Source organism: Streptomyces sp. NPDC005496, assembly GCF_042872045.1.
In the GTDB taxonomy this organism is placed as follows: domain Bacteria; phylum Actinomycetota; class Actinomycetes; order Streptomycetales; family Streptomycetaceae; genus Streptomyces.
The window spans coordinates 1-17,302 of sequence record NZ_JBIAJQ010000005.1; the positions used below are offsets into that span (position 1 = coordinate 1).

General features: G+C 73.3%; 14 protein-coding genes. 3 read left to right on the plus strand and 11 right to left on the minus strand.

Going from position 1 to position 17,302, the window contains the following annotated elements; genetic code table 11:
* Positions 1–683: 683 nt before the first annotated feature.
* The gene (gene trpS / locus ACFYQQ_RS16065) at positions 684–1,685 is read left to right on the plus strand and encodes a tryptophan--tRNA ligase (RefSeq protein WP_356173823.1); all 1,002 of its coding nucleotides are present in this window, start codon (positions 684–686) and stop codon (positions 1,683–1,685) included.
* Positions 1,686–1,737: 52 nt separating this feature from the next.
* Here the strand turns inward: trpS and proC are convergent, their stop codons facing one another.
* From proC to ACFYQQ_RS16095, 6 genes are all read right to left on the minus strand, one after another.
* The gene (gene proC, locus ACFYQQ_RS16070) at positions 1,738–2,547 is read right to left on the minus strand and encodes a pyrroline-5-carboxylate reductase (protein WP_356173820.1); all 810 of its coding nucleotides are present in this window, start codon (positions 2,545–2,547) and stop codon (positions 1,738–1,740) included.
* 111 nt (positions 2,548–2,658) lie between these two features.
* Positions 2,659–3,453 (minus strand): ABC transporter permease, encoded by a 795-nt coding sequence (locus ACFYQQ_RS16075; protein ID WP_355787873.1) that lies wholly within the window; start codon positions 3,451–3,453, stop codon positions 2,659–2,661.
* Positions 3,450–4,355, minus strand: coding sequence for an ABC transporter ATP-binding protein (locus ACFYQQ_RS16080; protein WP_388904790.1), 906 nt, complete (start codon positions 4,353–4,355; stop codon positions 3,450–3,452). The genes ACFYQQ_RS16075 and ACFYQQ_RS16080 overlap by 4 nt, the downstream gene beginning before the upstream one ends.
* Before the next feature lie 306 nt (positions 4,356–4,661).
* A complete protein-coding gene (locus ACFYQQ_RS16085; RefSeq protein WP_355787876.1) occupies positions 4,662–5,486 on the minus strand; it encodes a class I SAM-dependent methyltransferase in 825 nt (274 codons plus the stop codon).
* Positions 5,487–5,559: 73 nt separating this feature from the next.
* Positions 5,560–6,042, minus strand: a complete 483-nt coding sequence (locus tag ACFYQQ_RS16090) for an EamA/RhaT family transporter (RefSeq protein ID WP_355787879.1) — start codon at positions 6,040–6,042, stop codon at positions 5,560–5,562.
* 54 nt (positions 6,043–6,096) lie between these two features.
* Entirely contained in the window at positions 6,097–6,441 is a 345-nt protein-coding gene (locus ACFYQQ_RS16095) for an SH3 domain-containing protein (RefSeq protein ID WP_355787882.1), read from the minus strand.
* Between the two features lie 185 nt (positions 6,442–6,626).
* Between ACFYQQ_RS16095 and ACFYQQ_RS16100 the strand changes: the two genes are divergently transcribed.
* A complete protein-coding gene (locus tag ACFYQQ_RS16100) occupies positions 6,627–9,011 on the plus strand; it encodes a serine/threonine-protein kinase (protein ID WP_388904791.1) in 2,385 nt (794 codons plus the stop codon).
* Positions 9,012–9,253: 242 nt separating this feature from the next.
* Here the strand turns inward: ACFYQQ_RS16100 and ilvD are convergent, their stop codons facing one another.
* From ilvD to ACFYQQ_RS16120, 4 genes are all read right to left on the minus strand, one after another.
* On the minus strand, positions 9,254–11,107 hold the full coding sequence (gene ilvD / locus ACFYQQ_RS16105; protein WP_356173808.1) for a dihydroxy-acid dehydratase: 1,854 nt from the start codon (positions 11,105–11,107) through the stop codon (positions 9,254–9,256).
* Between the two features lie 266 nt (positions 11,108–11,373).
* A complete protein-coding gene (locus ACFYQQ_RS16110; protein WP_355793992.1) occupies positions 11,374–11,994 on the minus strand; it encodes a TetR family transcriptional regulator in 621 nt (206 codons plus the stop codon).
* Positions 11,991–12,815: a sugar phosphate isomerase/epimerase gene (locus tag ACFYQQ_RS16115; protein WP_355793991.1), complete on the minus strand. Its 825-nt coding sequence runs from the start codon at positions 12,813–12,815 to the stop codon at positions 11,991–11,993. The genes ACFYQQ_RS16110 and ACFYQQ_RS16115 overlap by 4 nt, the downstream gene beginning before the upstream one ends.
* 650 nt (positions 12,816–13,465) lie before the next feature.
* On the minus strand, positions 13,466–14,398 hold the full coding sequence (locus ACFYQQ_RS16120; protein WP_355782438.1) for a Ppx/GppA phosphatase family protein: 933 nt from the start codon (positions 14,396–14,398) through the stop codon (positions 13,466–13,468).
* 71 nt (positions 14,399–14,469) lie between these two features.
* On the opposite strand from ACFYQQ_RS16120, the gene ACFYQQ_RS16125 reads away from it, so the two are divergent.
* Positions 14,470–15,309: a hypothetical protein gene (locus ACFYQQ_RS16125; RefSeq protein WP_355782435.1), complete on the plus strand. Its 840-nt coding sequence runs from the start codon at positions 14,470–14,472 to the stop codon at positions 15,307–15,309.
* 9 nt (positions 15,310–15,318) lie between these two features.
* Here the strand turns inward: ACFYQQ_RS16125 and ACFYQQ_RS16130 are convergent, their stop codons facing one another.
* On the minus strand, positions 15,319–17,076 hold the full coding sequence (locus ACFYQQ_RS16130; RefSeq protein ID WP_388904792.1) for a hypothetical protein: 1,758 nt from the start codon (positions 17,074–17,076) through the stop codon (positions 15,319–15,321).
* Positions 17,077–17,302: the final 226 nt, after the last annotated feature.

Here is a 17,302-nt window from a genome sequence, read left to right on the forward strand (position 1 = left end):
AACATATCTGGCGTTGATTTTTGGCACGCTGTTGAGTTCTCAAGGAACGGACGCTTCCTTTGTACTCACCCTCTCGGGCTTTCCTCCGGGCGCTTCCCTTCGGTCTTGCGTTTCCGACTCTATCAGACCGTTTCCGGTTCCGATTTCCTCGGTGCTTTCCAGGTTTCCGCTTTCGCGTTTCCCTTTCCGGCGGTTCCGACTCTATCAGATCCTTTCGGGCCTGATTCCCAGTCAGGGGGCTTGTCCTCACGGCTTTCGGGCCGTTCCGACGAGTGAGACTTTAGCGGAATCTCGGCTCCCGAGCTAATCGGGCCGGCGTCCTTTCGAACGCGGATTCCTCATTTCGCAAACGCGCATGGAAACAACGCGACGACTGAACGTCGTTCGTTGAGTGCTTGCTGCGGAATGGCTGTCCGGGGACCGACCGGAGTCGGCGCTCACGTCGGACAGCCCGGAGAACATTACGTAGGGGGTGGAGGCGTGTCAACTCCGCTCCTCAGGGCGGCTCGCAGGCGTACGCTCGACCCATGACTACGCATGCGTGCACCCAGCAGTGGTGGGCCGCCTGAGGGCGGCCGTGCTCACGTATGCACCCAACGGCCGCCGCCTCGGCGGCCGTTTTTGTGTCTCCCTCCGGGAGGACCGGCCGGCGGACGCGGCGGTCTCGACCAGGAGGTGGAGAGATGACGCGCATCTTCAGCGGGATCAAGCCGACCGGGCATCTGACGCTGGGGAACTATCTGGGGGCCGTGCGCCGGTGGGCCGAGGTCGACCAGCACCGGGCCGACGCCCTGTTCTGTGTCGTGGACCTGCACGCGCTGACCGTGGACCACGATCCGGCGCGCGTGCGCAGACTCAGCAGGCAGGCGGCCACGCTGCTGCTGGCGTCGGGGCTGGATCCCGAGCTGTGCACCGTGTTCGTACAGAGTCATGTGGACGAGCACACGCGGCTGTCGTACCTGCTGGAGTGCGTCGCGACCGACGGGGAGATGCGACGGATGATCCAGTACAAGGAGAAGGCCGCCCGGGAACGGGCGCGGGGCGGGAGTGTGCGGCTGTCGCTGCTCACGTATCCCGCGCTGATGGCGGCGGACATCCTGGCGTACGGGACGGACGAGGTGCCGGTCGGGGACGACCAGACCCAGCATGTCGAGCTGACGCGTGATCTCGCCGTGCGCTTCAACCAGCGGTACGGGCACACGTTCGTGGTGCCGCGGGCCACGCGCCCCGAGGTCGCGGCGCGGGTCATGAACCTCCAGGAACCGCTTTCGAAGATGGGGAAGAGCGACGACTCCGGGCCCGGGATCGTGTACCTGCTCGACGAGCCCGACACCGTGCGGAAGAAGGTCGCGCGGGCCGTCACGGACAGCGGCCAGGATGTGGCGTACGACCGGGAGAAGCAGCCCGGGATCGCCAACCTGCTGGAGATCCTCGCGAGCTGCACCGGCGGGAGCCCCGAGGCGCTGAGCGGGGAGTACCGGTCGTACGGCGCGCTGAAGAAGGACACCGCCGAGGCGGTGGTCGAGGTGCTGCGGCCCGTGCGGGAGAGGCACCAGGCGCTGTGCGCGGATCCCGCCCACGTGGACGACGTGCTGCGGCGGGGTGCGGAGCGGGCCAGGGAGCTGGCGCGGCCGACGGTGGACGCGGCGTACCGGGCGATCGGGCTGCTGCCTGCGGCCGGGTAGCCGGGGCCGGTGCTGGATCCGGGGCCGGGGGCGTCCCCCGGCCCCGGCGGCGTCAGCTGCTGCCGGAGGCGAGGGCGCGGCTGCGGTCGCGGGCCGCTTCCAGCGCGGCGATGAGGGCCGCGCGCACGCCGTGGTTCTCCAGCTCGCGGATGGCGTTGATCGTGGTGCCCGCGGGGGACGTGACGTTCTCGCGGAGCTTCACGGGGTGCTCGCCGCTGTCGCGGAGCATCACGGCGGCGCCGATCGCGGACTGGACGATCAGGTCGTGGGCCTTGTCGCGGGGCAGGCCGAGCAGGATGCCGGCGTCCGTCATGGCCTCGACCAGGTAGAAGAAGTACGCGGGTCCCGAGCCGGAGAGCGCGGTGCAGGCGTCCTGCTGGGACTCCGGGACGCGGAGCGTCTTGCCCACGGCGCCGAAGATCTCCTCGGCGTGGGCGAGGTGCTCGGCGGTGGCGTGGCTGCCGGCGGAGATGACGGACATCGCCTCGTCGACCAGCGCGGGGGTGTTCGTCATGACGCGGACGACGGGGGTGCCCCGGGTGAGGCGCTCCTCGAAGAACGAGGTGGGGATGCCCGCGGCGCCGCTGATGACGAGGCGGTCGACCGGGACGTGCGGGGCGAGTTCGTCCAGGAGGCTTCCCATGTCCTGCGGCTTGACCGTGAGGATGAGGGTGTCCGCGGTCTTGGCCGCCTCGGCGTTGCCGACCGGGGTGACGCCGTGGCGCTCGTGGAGTTCCCTGGCGCGCTCGGGGCGGCGGGCGGTGACCAGCAGGTCGGCGGGCGCCCAGCCGGCTCGGATCATGCCGCTGAGCAGCGCTTCGCCGATCTTGCCGGTGCCGAGGACTGCGACTTTCTGGCTCATGTGCGGGTGCCCTCCCGAGGGTGCGTCGTCCGGGGTCCATCCTCGCACCCGGGGTGCCGGGAGGGCTTCGCCGTCCGTTGGGCGGGACGCGCGCCGGGGTCGCGGCCCCTGCTACGAGGTTCGCCTGCGGAGGGTGGCGGCGCCGAGGCCCAGGACCAGCAGGGCGCAGCCCGCGACGATCAGGACGTCGCGGACGAAGGTGGCCGTCAGGTCGGTGTGCCTGAGGACCTCGTTCATTCCGTCGACGGCGTAGGACATGGGGAGGACGTCGGAGACGGCTTCCAGGGCGGGGTGCATCTCGGAGCGCGGGGTGAACAGGCCGCAGAGGAGGAGCTGGGGGAAGATCACCGCCGGCATGAACTGGACCGCCTGGAACTCCGAGGCGGCGAAGGCCGAGACGAAGAGGCCGAGGGCCGTGCCGAGGAGCGCGTCGAGCAGGGCGACCAGCAGGAGCAGCCAGGGTGAGCCGGTGACGTCCAGGCCGAGGATCCAGACGGCGAGTCCGGTGGCGAGCGCGGACTGGACGATCGCGACGGCTCCGAAGGCGAGGCCGTAGCCGGCGATGAGGTCGCCCTTGCCGAGGGGCATGGCGAGGAGGCGTTCGAGGGTGCCGGAGGTGCGTTCGCGCAGGGTGGCGATGGAGGTGACGAGGAACATCGTGATCAGCGGGAAGACCCCGAGCAGCGAGGCGCCGATGGAGTCGAAGGTGCGCGGGCTGCCGTCGAACACGTAGCGCAGCAGCAGGAGCATCACGCACGGGACGAGGACCATCAGCGCGATGGTGCGGGGGTCGTGGCGGAGCTGGCGCAGGACGCGGGTCGCGGTCGCGGTGGTGCGGGAGAGGTTCAGGGCGCTCGGACGGGTCGCCGGACCGGTGCCGGGGCGGGTGTCGGTCGCGGTGCTCATCGGGCGGTCTCCTTGCGGGGCCGGTCGCCGTTCCGGGCCTGGGTGGCGGGAACGGGTGTCGAGGACTTCTTGCCGGCGGCGACCGCCTCGTCGACCAGGTGGAGGAAGGCGGCCTCGACGGTGTCGGAGCCGGTGCGCTCGCGCAGGGCGTCGGGGGTCTCTCCGCCGTCCTCCGGCCGGGAGGTGCCCCCGCCGAGGATCTCGCCCTCGCGCATCAGGAGCAGCCGGTGGCAGCGCTCGGCCTCGTCCATGACGTGCGAGGAGACGAGGAGGGTGGCGCCGCGGTCGGCGGCGATGGAGTGGAACAGGTTCCACAGGTCGCGGCGCAGCACGGGGTCGAGGCCGACGGTCGGTTCGTCGAGGACGAGGAGTTCGGGGGTGCCGAGGAGGGCGACGGCGAGGGAGACCCGGCTGCGCTGGCCGCCGGACAGGTTGCCGGCCAGGGAGTCGGCGTGCGAGGTGAGGTCCACCTCGGCGACGGCCTGGCTGACGCGCTCGTGGCGGCGGTCGGCGGCGGCCCGGCCCGGGTCGAGGATCGCGGCGAAGTAGTCGAGGTTCTGCCGGACCGACAGGTCGTCGTAGACCGAGGGGGCCTGGGTGACGTAGCCGATCCGGGAGCGGAGGGTGGCGTCGCCCGCGGGGCGACCCAGGACCTCAAGGGTGCCGGACACCTTGGCCTGGGTGCCTACGACCGCGCGCATCAGGGTCGACTTGCCGCAGCCGGAGGGGCCGAGCAACCCGGTGATCTGGCCGCGCGGGACGGCGAAGTCGAGCCCTCGCAGGACCGTGCGGGTGCCGCGTACGACCGTGAGTCCCTCGGCGCGGACGGCGGGGGCGGAGACGTCGTCCGGCGACGGCGTGCCGGGGGTGCCGTCGGGCGGACGGGGGCCGATATTCATCATGTGCTGATTATCGCGCCTCCGGGGGCTCGGGCGTCAAGGCCGGGGACGGGTGTTCGACGGGTGATGCGCTCGGTCACCGGGGGCGGGAGTGCGTCGAGCCCCGGGGTCCGCACGGCGGAGGGCGCGCGGAGACCGGGGCTCGGGAGGGCCGGCGGGCTGGGCGGGGTCAGGGGCGGGAGCGCGTGTGCGGGGTCGAGTCGCCTGGGCGCGCAGGGGCTGCGGGCACGGGCGCGAGTGCGGGACGGGCGGGGCGTACGGGCGTACGGGTCCGCGGTGTCCGGGCTCGCGCCGGAGGTGCGTACGGGGTCAGGGGCGGGTGGCGACGATCAGCATGACGTCGTAGACCTCTTCGACCTGGCCGTGCGGGAAGACCTCCAGGAGGTGGGCGCGCTCCTCGGCGAGGAAGGCCGCGGTGCCCTCTTCGCCGAGGACCAGGAAGAGGGAGTGGCTGCCGATGTTGGCGAGGTGGGTGTCGAGGGGGACGGTGCGGCTCCAGCGGACCCGGCGCTGAGCGAAGTCGGGGACGCGCGGCGCGCCGGTGAACGCCAGCTCGGCGCGCGGGCCGCCGCCGCTCTTCTTGCCGATGCCGGCCCCGAAGCGGCGCTCCACCCGGCCCGCCTGGGCGGCGATCCACGGGACGTCCTGCGCGTCCATGTTCCACCACAGCGCGAGGGCGCCGCCGGGGCGCAGTACGCGCATCGCCTCCGGTACCGCCCGGGCCGGGTCGGTCCAGTGCCAGGCCTGCGCGTAGGTGAGGAGGTCGGCGCAGGCGTCGGCGAGCGGGAGCGCGTTGCCGTCGCCGCGTACGAGCGGGACGTCGGGAAGGGTGCGGCGGAATTCGGCCGCCATGCCCGCGCCGGGTTCGACGGCGACCACGTCCGCGCCCCTCTCGCGCAGCAGCGTGGTCGCGATCCCCGTACCCGCTCCGACGTCGACGACCCGGGAGCCGGCGAGGGGGCGGCCCGCCAGGTCCTCGACCGCGTCGAGGAGGGCGGGCGGGTAGGAGGGGCGGCTCGCGGCGTACTGCGCGGCGGCGGCGTTGAAGGAGTGCGCCCGGATGTGGTGCGCAGGGGGGTGGGCCGGGGCTGCGGGGTTCGCGTCGCGGTCCGAGTCGTGTGCGGGGGCGGCCATACGGCCATGGTGACCGGGGTGGGGCGCGAGTGGGAGGTGCTTTCCCGTCCGTCGCGGTGGACGGGCGGGGTGATCAGCCCGTCCGCTTCTTGGAGGGGTTGCGGGTACGGCGCTTGGAGCGGCGCTCGTACTGGGTGCGGGCCGCCTCGAACTCCTCGCGGTGCAGCCGCTCGCCGGGGGCCTCGGTGAGGGAGCGGAGGAAGTAGGCGAGGAGCGAGCCGATGAAGCCGATCGCGAGAAGCCCGCGCAGCGAGGCCTGCCGGTCGGGGTCGGGGCGCTTGGAGAACGTCTCCAGGGTGTGGCGGAACGCGAGCGCGCTGCACACCGCGAACATCACCACGAGCAGCAGCGTCACCAGCCGGCCGACGTCCGCGATCGCGAGGCCCTGGTAGGCGAAGCGCAGGACGAAGCAGGCGGCGACCGCGGCGGCCAGGGAGCCGGCGGCCACGCCGGCCCGGCGGGCCGCGTAGCCGCCGTCGTGCTCCACCCACGTCGTCCCGAAGAAACGGATGGGCTCGGGCTGGGGGCCCGCGGGGGTACCGGTCTCGTCACTCACGCGACGATTATCGCCCCGGCGACCCGGTACCCCGCGAACCCCGCCCACCGGTGCTCAGCCGCAGCGCGGGGCGACGTACCCGTCGCTGCCGGTCCTCACGTACGCGTCCGAGACGTACTCGCCGCTCGCGATGTTGTCCCAGATGTTCGTCGTGCCGTACGGGCCGCTGATCGTCTCGCCCGGACGCTGGCAGAAGATCGCCACCCGGGAGCCCTCGGGCAGGACCCGGACGATGCGGTACGAGGTGCCGGGGCCGCTGCGGACGTTCACCGTGGTCCCGGGTGCGATCGGGTAGTACGTGAGCGCCGCCGCCATCGTGCTCGCGGCCGCCGTGGTGTTCGCGGCCGCCGTCGTGGACGCGCTCTCCTCTTCGGTGCTCTCGATGCGGTCAACAGCCATGAAGGCCTCCCCCGTTGAATCTGACATGGGACGTCGCACGCGCCTCACGGACGCCGTCGACATCACGCCAGGCACAGATGTTCACCTGTCGCACGCGGAGGCTAGCAAGCCGCCTCTGTATCGCACGAAGCATCGACTAGGCTCCGTGCGTCGCGCGCGCGGACGAACAGCACGGGGGTGGGTCCATGGCGCCACAGCGGAACACCGGAGCGGATGCGGAAGCGGAACTTCCCGAGTACGCCGGTCAGTACCACCTGGAAGAACGCCTCGGGTCCGGCGGTATGGGCGTCGTGCACCTGGCGCGCAGTGAGTCGGGGCTGCGGCTCGCGGTGAAGGTCGTGCACGCCGAGTTCGCCAGGGACCCCGAGTTCAGGGGCCGGTTCCGGCAGGAGATCGCCGCCGCGCGCCGGGTGAGCGGCGCGTTCACCGCGCCCGTCGTCGACGCGGACGCCGACGGCGGGCGCCCGTGGATGGCCACCCTGTTCATCCCCGGGCCGACCCTCGCCGAGCACGTGAAGCGGAACGGGCCCATGCCCACCGGGCAGTTGCGCCGCCTGATGGCCGGACTCGCCGAGGCCCTGCGGGACATCCACCGGGTGGGCGTCGTGCACCGCGACCTCAAACCGAGCAACGTCCTGCTCGCCGACGACGGCCCCAAGGTCATCGACTTCGGCATCTCCCGGCCATCGGACAGCGAACTGCGCACCGAGACCGGCAAGTTGATCGGCACCCCGCCCTTCATGGCGCCCGAGCAGTTCCGGCGCCCGCGGGAGGTGGGACCGGCGGCGGACATCTTCGCCCTCGGGTCGGTGATGGTGCACGCGGCGACCGGCCGCGGCCCCTTCGACTCGGACAGCCCGTACGTCGTCGCGTACCAGGTCGTGCACGACGAGCCCGACCTGACCGGAGTGCCGGAGAACCTCGCGCCGTTCGTCGCGCGCTGCCTGGCCAAGGAGCCGGAGGACCGGCCCACCCCCGACGAACTCATGCGGGAACTGCGCTCGGTGGCCGCCTCGTACGACACCCAGGCGTTCATACCGGCCCAGCGCGCGATGCCGTCGAGCCCGACGGGCGCGGACGGTCCGGCGGACGGCTCGCGGGAGGCCGGCACCGGCGACACCGACGCCGACGCCGACGACTGGCGATTCGGTGCGGGGGCGTTCGGCGCTGAGGGCTCCGGGGCGGGGAGGCTCGGTGAGCTGGGTTCGCGTGCGGACGGCGGAGGCGGGGGCAGCAGCGGTCCGGGGAGTGGCGGCCCGCCTCGGCGGGGTGAGCCGCGGGCCGGCCTGGCGCGTGGACTCGCGGGGCGGCGGAGACTGCTCCTCGTCGCCGGGGCCGTCGCCCTGGCCGTGGCCGGTGGCCTGGTCTCGCACCAGCTGTTCGTCGAGGACGGCGGTGCTCCGTCCGACGGCCGGCCCCAGTCCGCGTCGACGGTCGTCGAGGCCTGGGACAGCAGGCCCGCGGCCGACCCGTCCGGCAGCGGCGGCACCGACCCGTCCGGCGTCGACGGGCCCGACGGCTCCCGTGCGGCCCCCGTCTCCGGTGAGCCCTTCGGGACGCCTCAGTGCGCCTACGCCTCCAAGCAACTGTTCTGCGCCCAGCCGGGGTTGGTCTCCGCGCTCGACCCGGCCGACGGCCGGGTGCTGTGGCAGCACCCCTCCGAGGAGCGCGACGGCACCTCCGGCGAGCCGGGAGGCCCCGTGCCGCCGCCGGCCGTGTCGGGCGGGCTGGTGCACTCCGTGACGCACGAGGGCCGGCGGCTGGAGGCGCTCGACCCCGCCACGGGCAGGACGCGCTGGAAGCTGGACCTCTCGGCGTACAACGGGGTGGGGCACGCGGGCGGCACCGTCCTGCTCACCGGCGCCGACGGGACGCTCACCGGGCTCGACGGCGCCTCGGGAGAGAAGCGCTGGAGCCACCGGCTGCCCGGGCACCTCTCGCCGTCCGTCGTCTCCTTCCCCGGCAACGGGCCCGCGTACGCCACGAGCCTGGCGGCCGACGGATCGCGTACGCACGTCACCGCGGTGGACCCGGCGACCGGCGAGGTGCGCTGGGACACCCGGCTGGACGGCCAGCTGACGCCGGTCGGCACGCGGCGGGGCGCGCTCGTCCTGACCGCCGCCGACCTGAACGGCGAGACGAACGCCGTCGTCAGGTACGACCCCCGCACCGACGCCTCGCGCCGGGTCCCCCTCGCCGTGGCGCTCCCGCAGGCCCAGGCCGCCGTGCGCGGCGACACCGGTTACCTGCTGGCCACCGGCGGTGGCATGGTCGCCGTCGACCTGGACACGCTGAAGCAGCGGTGGCGGCTGGAGACGTCCGTGAGCCGGGGCTCCACGCCGGTCGCCGACGCCCAGCACGTGTACTTCACCTCCGCGGACGGGCGGCTGCTCGCCGTGGACACCCGCGTGGGCCGGCTCGTCGGGCAGACCTCGATCCGGCTCGGCGCCCACTCCGACCGGGTCGTCGCCCAGCTCCCGGCACCCTCGGTGGCCGACGGCCGCGTCTTCGCCGGCGCACCGGACGGGACCGTGTTCGCCGTGCCGGGAGGCGATCCGGCTGGGTGGTGAGGGGCGCCTCCGCGGGCGTTTCGGAGGCGCGTTCCGGGGACGTTCGGGGGCGCGCTTCGGGGGCTTTGCGCCTCCGTGGTGCGGTGCGGTGGCTCGTAAGCAGGGTGCGTTGCGGCTGGGGGCGGCTCCGGGCCGACGGCTGGGAAGGCGGCGGGCACCGAGATACGTGAAGGGGGCCGCTCCCCCGAGGAGCGGCCCCCTTCACGTCTACCTTGTGGCGGGCGTGGCCCGGATCCGGGGCGTCAGCCGAGCTTCGACACGTCCCGGACTGCGCCCTTGTCCGCGCTCGTGGCCATCGCCGCGTAGGCGCGCAGCGCGGCGGAGACCTTGCGCTCACGGCCGACGGGCGCGTACACGCCGTTCAGCGCCTCGCGGCGGGCCGCCAGGTCGGCGTCGGAGACGAGCAGCTCGATCGAGCGGTTCGGGATGTCGATCCGGATGCGGTCCCCGTCCTCGACGAGGGCGATGGTGCCGCCGGACGCCGCCTCGGGCGAGGCGTGCCCGATCGACAGGCCCGACGTGCCGCCGGAGAAACGGCCGTCCGTGATCAGCGCGCAGGTCTTGCCCAGTCCGCGGCCCTTGAGGAACGACGTCGGGTAGAGCATCTCCTGCATGCCGGGGCCGCCCTTGGGGCCCTCGTAGCGGATGACCACCACGTCGCCGTGCGTGATCTGCTTGTTCAGGATCTTCTCGACGGCCTGCTCCTGCGACTCGCAGACGACCGCCGGGCCCTCGAACGTCCAGATCGACTCGTCGACGCCCGCCGTCTTCACGACGCAGCCGTCCACGGCCAGGTTCCCCTTCAGGACCGCCAGACCGCCGTCCTTGGAGTACGCGTGCTCCGCCGAGCGGATGCAGCCGTTCTCCGCGTCCTCGTCCAGGGCCTCCCAGCGCTCCGACTGGGAGAAGGCCTCGGCGGAGCGGACGCAGCCGGGGGCCGCGTGCCACAGCTCGACGGCCTTCGGCGACGGGGAGCCGCCGCGCACGTCCCACGTCTTCAGCCAGTCCGACAGCGACGGGCTGTGCACCGAGTGCACGTCCTCGTTCAGGAGGCCGGCCCGGTGCAGCTCGCCCAGCAGGGCCGGGATGCCGCCCGCGCGGTGGACGTCCTCCATGTAGTACGTACGGTCCTTGGCGACGTTCGGCGCGACCTTGGCGAGGCAGGGCACGCGGCGCGAGACCTCGTTGATCTCCTCCAGGCCGAAGGGGACGCCCGCCTCCTGGGCCGCGGCCAGCAGGTGCAGGATCGTGTTCGTCGAGCCGCCCATGGCGATGTCCAGCGCCATCGCGTTCTCGAAGGCCGCGAGGGTGGCGACGTTGCGCGGCAGGACCGACTCGTCGTCCTGCTCGTAGTAGCGGCGGGTCACGTCCATGACCGTGCGCGCGGCGTCCTCGTACAGGCCCTTGCGGGCGGTGTGCGTGGCCAGCACCGAGCCGTTGCCCGGCAGGGACAGGCCGATGGCCTCCGTGAGGCAGTTCATCGAGTTGGCGGTGAACATGCCGGAACAGGAGCCGCAGGTCGGGCAGGCGTTCTCCTCGATACGGAGGATGTCCTCGTCCGAGATCTTGTCGTTCACCGCGTCCGAGATCGCGTCGACGAGGTCCAGCGTGCGGACGGTGCCGTCGACCAGGGTCGCCCGGCCGGACTCCATCGGGCCGCCGGAGACGAAGACCGTCGGGATGTTCAGCCGCAGGGCGGCCATCAGCATGCCGGGGGTGATCTTGTCGCAGTTCGAGATGCAGATCAGGGCGTCCGCGCAGTGCGCCTCGACCATGTACTCGACGCTGTCCGCGATCAGGTCGCGGGACGGCAGCGAGTACAGCATGCCGCCGTGGCCCATCGCGATGCCGTCGTCCACCGCGATGGTGTTGAACTCCCGGGGGATGCCGCCCGCGGCCGTGATGGCCTCGCTGACGATCCGGCCGACCGGCTGGAGGTGCGTGTGGCCCGGCACGAACTCCGTGAACGAGTTGGCGACCGCGATGATCGGCTTCCGTCCGATGTCCGCGCCCGGTACACCGGAGGCGCGCATAAGGGCGCGTGCGCCCGCCATGTTGCGGCCGTGGGTGACTGTGCGGGACCTCAGCTCGGGCATCGTCGCTCGCTCCTTCGGAGAGTAATGACTGCCGTCGAGCCTACGCCCGTGCTCCAGGATCCGGACGGGGTGTCCGGAATGCGGGATGGGTGTCTCGGCGGGCGGTTATGGGTGGCGGGTGGGGTTCGGGGGGTGGGGCTAGGGCGGGGGTGCTCTGGTGGTGTGGGGACGGGGCTCGGGGGTGTGGGGCTCGGGGTGTGAGGCTCGGGGTGTGAGGCTCGGGAGGTGCGGGGGTGGGTGGGGCGCGGTGTGGGGTGCGAACCTGGTCAGGGGCTCGTGAGGTGGCTCTGGACCACCGGGGCGATCCTCGCGATGACCTGTTCCGGGTCCGCCGACGCCAGCGGCTCCACCTTGATCACGTACCGCAGCATCGCGACCCCTACCAGCTGCGCCGCCGCCAGTTCCGCCCGCAGCTCCGGGTCCGGGACCTCCAGCTGCCGGGCGATGCGGCGCAGCAGCTGGGTGGCGATCAGGCGCCGGAAGACCGCCGCCGCGGACTCGTTGTTCACCGCCGAACGGACGATCGCCAGCAGTGGCGTACGCGTCGCCGGGTTCTCCCAGACACCGAAGACGAAGCGGGTCAGGCGCTCGCCCACGCCCTCCAGCGGGCCCTCCTCGACGGTGCTCGGTGCCTCCAGGGCGGGCGCGAAGGCGACCGCCACGGCCGCCTCGAAGACCTGCTCCTTGGTGCCGAAGTAGTGGTGCACCAGCGCCGGGTCGACGCCGGCCGTCTTGGCGATGCCCCGTACCGACGTCTTCTCGTAGCCCCGCTCGGAGAACTCCTCCCTCGCCGCCGCGAGGATGACCTCCCTCGTGGCCGGGGACGCCGCCGTCTCCGTACGGGAGGGGCGTCCGCGGCGGCGGGGGGCCGGGGTCGCCGCGCTCACGACCGGGGGACCCGGACCGCGGAGGCCAGGTGGAGGCGGGTGAACGCGAGGGCCTCGGCGAGGTCGGCCTCGCGCTCCGCGCTGGACATCGCGCGGCGGGTGTTGACCTCGATGACGACGTGGCCGTCGAAGCCGGTGGTCGCGAGGCGCTCCAGCACCTCGGCGCAGGGCTGGGTCCCGCGGCCCGGGACCAGGTGCTCGTCCTTGTTGGAGCCGTTGCCGTCGGCGAGGTGCACGTGGCCGAGGCGGTCGCCCATGCGGTCGATCATCTGTACGGCGTCCGTGCGGGCCGTGGCGGTGTGGCTGAGGTCGATGGTGAAGTGACGGTAGTCCTCCTTCGTCACGTCCCAGTCGGGTGCGTACGCCAGCATCTCGCGGTCGCGGTAGCGCCAGGGGTACATGTTCTCGACCGCGAAGCGGACGTCCGTCTCGTTCGCCATGCGCCAGATGCCGTCGACGAAGTCCTTCGCGTACTGGCGCTGCCAGCGGAAGGGCGGGTGCACGACGACCGTGCCGGCGCCGAGCTTCTCCGCGGCCGCCTGGGCGCGCTGGAGCTTGGTCCACGGGTCGGTGGACCAGACGCGCTGCGTGATCAGCAGGCAGGGGGCGTGGACGGCGAGGATCGGGATGCGGTGGTAGTCGCTGAGTCTGCGCAGGGATTCGATGTCCTGGCTGACCGGGTCCGTCCAGACCATGACCTCGACGCCGTCGTAGCCGAGGCGCGCGGCGATCTCGAAGGCCGTCGCCGTGGACTCCGGATACACGGAGGCCGTGGACAGCGCGACCTTCGCATCCGGGATGCGCACCACTGGTTCTGCCACGAGGGACAGGGTACGGGGCGCGAGCGGCCCGGGTGGGGGGCGGGGGCGGAGTCCGGCCGGTGCCGTTCTGTGGGCGTCGGTCGCCTTCGGTCCGGTGGGTGGGTCGGGGCCGTGCCGGTACATCCGGCCGTCGGTAGTTGATGTCGGCGTCCGTCACCAGCGTTCCTCGGTCGGGTACGTCCCCGTCTCCACGGCCATTTGATGTACCGGCACGGCCCCTTCGGTGCGATCGCGACTGCGGGCCGTGGGGGGCCGAGCCGCGGGGGCGCGGGCCCGGGGGCTCCGGTGCGGGCCGGTGGGCGGCGCCACCTGGCGGACGGGCGTGCGGCGAGGGGTGGCGCCCACCCACCCGGCTGGCGCCGGCGGGCCGCCCGCCCCAGCTGCGGGCAATCGTGCCGCTGGGGCGATGGGGGCCCCCGCTCGAGCGGAGCCGAGAGTGGGGGAGGGTGGGCGCAGGCGGCTCCCTGTTGGCGCCGGGCTCGCCGTCCCACCTTGGCCTCGGTCGCAGCGCCGGTGCTGGATGTACGGGGGGACAGGGGGCCCACCCAGGCGGCACACCGTTTCGGTCCCCTCGTCTCGACGCCGGGGCAGATGGCGGGCGTTCGTGGGCTGCGGCCGGGTGGGGAGGTGACGTTGGTCACCTTGGGGGGTTACGTGGGGGGCATGTGGTCGAGGTGGCGGAGGATCACGCCTTCTCGTAGCGCCCACGGGCAGATGTCGACCGTCTCCACACCGAACAGATCCATCGCCGCCTCGGCCACCAACGCCCCCGCGACGAGCTGCCCGGCGCGTCCCTCGGACACACCCGGGAGCTCGGCACGCTCGGCCGTGGTCATCCCGGCGAGGCGGGGCACCCACCCCTCCAGCGACTCCCGCTTCAGCTCGCGCTGGACGTACAGCCCCTCGGCGGAGCGGGCGGCGCCGGCCAGGCGGGCCAGCTGCTTGAAGGTCTTGGACGTGGCGACCACGTGGTCCGGCGCCCCGAGCCGGGTGAACTCACCGACCGTACGGGCGATCTGCGCCCGCACGTGCCGGCGCAGCGACTTCACGGCGGCCGGGTCCGGCGGGTCCCCGGGCAGCCACCCGGCGGTCAGCCGCCCCGCCCCCAGCGGCAGCGACACCGCGGTGTCCGGCTCCTCGTCCATCCCGTAGGCGATCTCCAGGGACCCGCCCCCGATGTCCAGGACGAGCAGTTTTCCCGCCGACCAGCCGAACCAGCGGCGGGCGGCGAGAAAGGTGAGCCGGGCCTCCTCGGCGCCGGTGAGGACCTGGAGCTCGACGCCGGTCTCGGTGTGCACGCGCGTCAGGACGTCGTCCGCGTTGCTCGCCTCGCGCACCGCCGAGGTCGCGAACGGCAGCAGGTCCTCGACGCCCTTGTCCTCGGCGGCCTGCATGGCCTCCTTGACGACGGATATCAGCCGGTCGACCCCCTCCGGGCCGATCGCACCGTCCGCGTCGAGGAGTTGCGCGAGCCGCAGCTCCACCTTGTGCGAGTGCGCGGGCAGCGGGCGCGCGCCGGGGTGAGCGTCCACCACCAGCAGATGCACCGTGTTCGAACCCACGTCGAGGACACCGAGTCTCATGTACGGAACGCTACTGCCCGCCGCACGGGTGGCAGTCCCCGGAGCGGCTTCCGGCGACTTACCCTGGACGGGTGCCAAAGACGAAAAAGGCGAAGCCCGACAAATCCGCCAAGGAGCCTTCGCAGGCGAAGGCGCCCAAGTCCCGGAAGTCCCCGAAGAAGGCGGACGAACAGGGGCTCGACTTCGCCCGTGCCTGGGTGGAATTCCCGGATCCGGCCGACGACGAGCAGGTGTTCCGCTGTGACCTGACATGGCTGACCTCCCGCTGGAACTGCATCTTCGGGAGCGGCTGCCAGGGCATCCAGGCGGGCCGCGCGGACGACGGGTGCTGCACGCTGGGCGCGCACTTCTCCGACGAGGACGACGAGAAGCGCGTCGCGGGGTACGTGGCACGCCTCACGCCGGACATCTGGCAGCACCACGACATCGGCACCACGAGCGGCTGGGTGTCCGAGGACGAGGACGGCGAGCGCCAGACCCGGCCGTACAACGGCTCGTGCATCTTCCAGAACCGGCCCGGCTTCGAGGGCGGCATGGGCTGCTCGCTGCACATCCTGGCGCTCAAGGAGGGCCGCGAGCCGCTGGAGACCAAGCCGGACGTCTGCTGGCAGCTCCCGGTGCGCCGGACGTACGAGTGGATCGACCGGCCCGACGACACGCGTGTGCTCCAGGTCTCCATCGGTGAGTACGACCGGCGCGGCTGGGGTCCGGGCGGCCACGACCTGCACTGGTGGTGCACCTCGGCGACCTCCGCGCACGGCGCCGGCGACCCCGTCTACGTCTCGTACCGCCCGGAGCTCGTCGAGCTGATGGGCAAGGCCGGGTACGACCGGCTGGTCGAGCTCTGCGAGCAGCGCCTGGCCTCCCAGCTCCCCCTGATCGCTCCGCACCCCGCGGACCCCGTGGGCTGAGTCCCGCCCCTACGAGGCCGGGCTCGGCTCGCCGCTCGACGGCGACGGGTCCGGGCTCGCCGAGCCGCTGGGCGTCGGCGTCGGGTCGCTCGGGCTCGGGTTCCCCGGCGTCGGATGCGGGTCCGAGGGCGTCGGGTCGCTCGGCCGGGGACCCGGGGCGGACGGCGTCGGGTGGCTCGGGCGCGGATCGGGGTCGGACGGGCCGGCGTCGCCGTACCCGGAGATCGTGACCACCGCTCCCGCCGGGGCGATCGCCACCCGGGCGGTCCAGGCGCCGACGGGCTCGCGCAGATGGTCGACGTACACCCGGACCGTCAGCGACTCGCCCGGCTTGAGCGTCCCGGAGGACTGGCTCAGGTAGAGCCAGGGGGCCGCGGTGGACGCCGACCAGCGCACCGGTGAACTCCCGGACGCGGTCAGCGTGATGAGGGTCGTGTCGCCGGTGTTCCCGGCCGTCACCGCGAGCTGCCCCGCGCCCTTCTTCCCGCCGGTCTTGGCGCTGACGACCTCCACGGACACGTCGGACGAGCCGTCGCCGTCGCCGAACCGGCCGTCGGGCCTGGTGCTGGCGTTGCCCGCGTTCTCGTAGCCGGTCTCGTCGCTCCCGAGTCCGTCGGGGCCGTGCACCTCGCTCGCCGTGACCGGGCGGCCGTCCGCGCCCTCCCCGGTGAGCGGCGCCCCCCGGTACGCCGCCCAGAGCGCGAGGACGGGCGCGGCGACGACCGTGGCGACCACCGTCGTCGTCACGGCGCGCGCCCGGAGCCGGTCCCTGCGCGCGGCGTGGTCCTTGGGGTCCATCGGGAAGCCTCGGCGGTCGAAGCGCGGGCCGTGGCTCCGCGCGCGCGGCACGTGCGCCATCGCCAGGTGCAGGCTCGCGCGCGGGGCCTCCAGGACGGGGAGCGCGGCGGGGGTGACGCTGGTCCCGGGCCAGGCGCCGGGGACCGCGCGCTCGGCGGTACGGCGGCAGCGCGGGCAGTCGTCGACGTGCCGGACGAGTTCGCGGCGCAGGGTGGCGCTCAGGACGAGCTGGTTGTCGCCGGTGAGGCGGGCCACGCTCGGGCAGGCCCCGGTCTCCACGACGGCCAGCGCGGCGCGGGTGCGCTCCACCTCGCAGGCCGCGGCGGCGAGCAGTTCCCGCGCCGCGGCCAGGTCCATGCCGAGCACCGCGGCGACCTCGTGGGCGGCGAGCTGGTGCCGGACGGCCAGTTCGAGCGCCTCCCGCTGCTCCGGGGTGGTCCCGGCGGCCTCCGGCCAGGCCAGCAGGGCCAGTTCGCGGCGGCGCTGCCGCTGGACCTCCTCGGAGACGGCGGAGGCGCTCACCGCCTCGGCCGCGCGCCGGTCGGCGGCCTCCTTGTGACCGCCCCGCGGACCTCCCTGCGGGCCGCCTTCCCTCGGCGCGCGCCGGCCCGCGGCGTGGGCCGCCTGCCGTCGGCGCCGGGTCTCGGCGAGCTTGCGCAGACAGGCCCAGCGCGCGAGCGCGTACAGCCAGGCCCTGCGGTCGTCCGCGGAGTCCGGCCCCCGCGCGCCCCGGCGCTCGGCCAGCACCAGGACGTCGCCCAGCGCCGCGGTCGCCGCGTCGTGGTCGCAGAGCACGGACAGGCAGTACGTGAACAGGCCGTCCAGATACGGCTCGTAGCGCGCGGGAGGACGGTGCGTCAGGGTGCGGCTCGACGCGGCGCGGGACACGGCCCCCCGCTTGCGCGCGTCTGGGTGCGCCCGGTGTGCGCCGGTGGTGTGCGTGGAGGTCTCCGGACTGCTGCTCATCACCCTCGCGACCGTAGGCGCCGAGTGGTGGCCCCTTCCTCCCCCTTGAGCACATTTAATCCGTACGGGTGAAACGATCCCTCATAAGGGGACAGCAGGCCCGTATCCCATGGCCCACACCCTCACGGGCGGCGATCAAGGGGCACCCGCGCGGGCCGCGGCGCACGAGCGTCGCGCCGTACGAACACGCCCTCGACGGCGTTCCCGGCGGCACCCCGTCCACACCCGC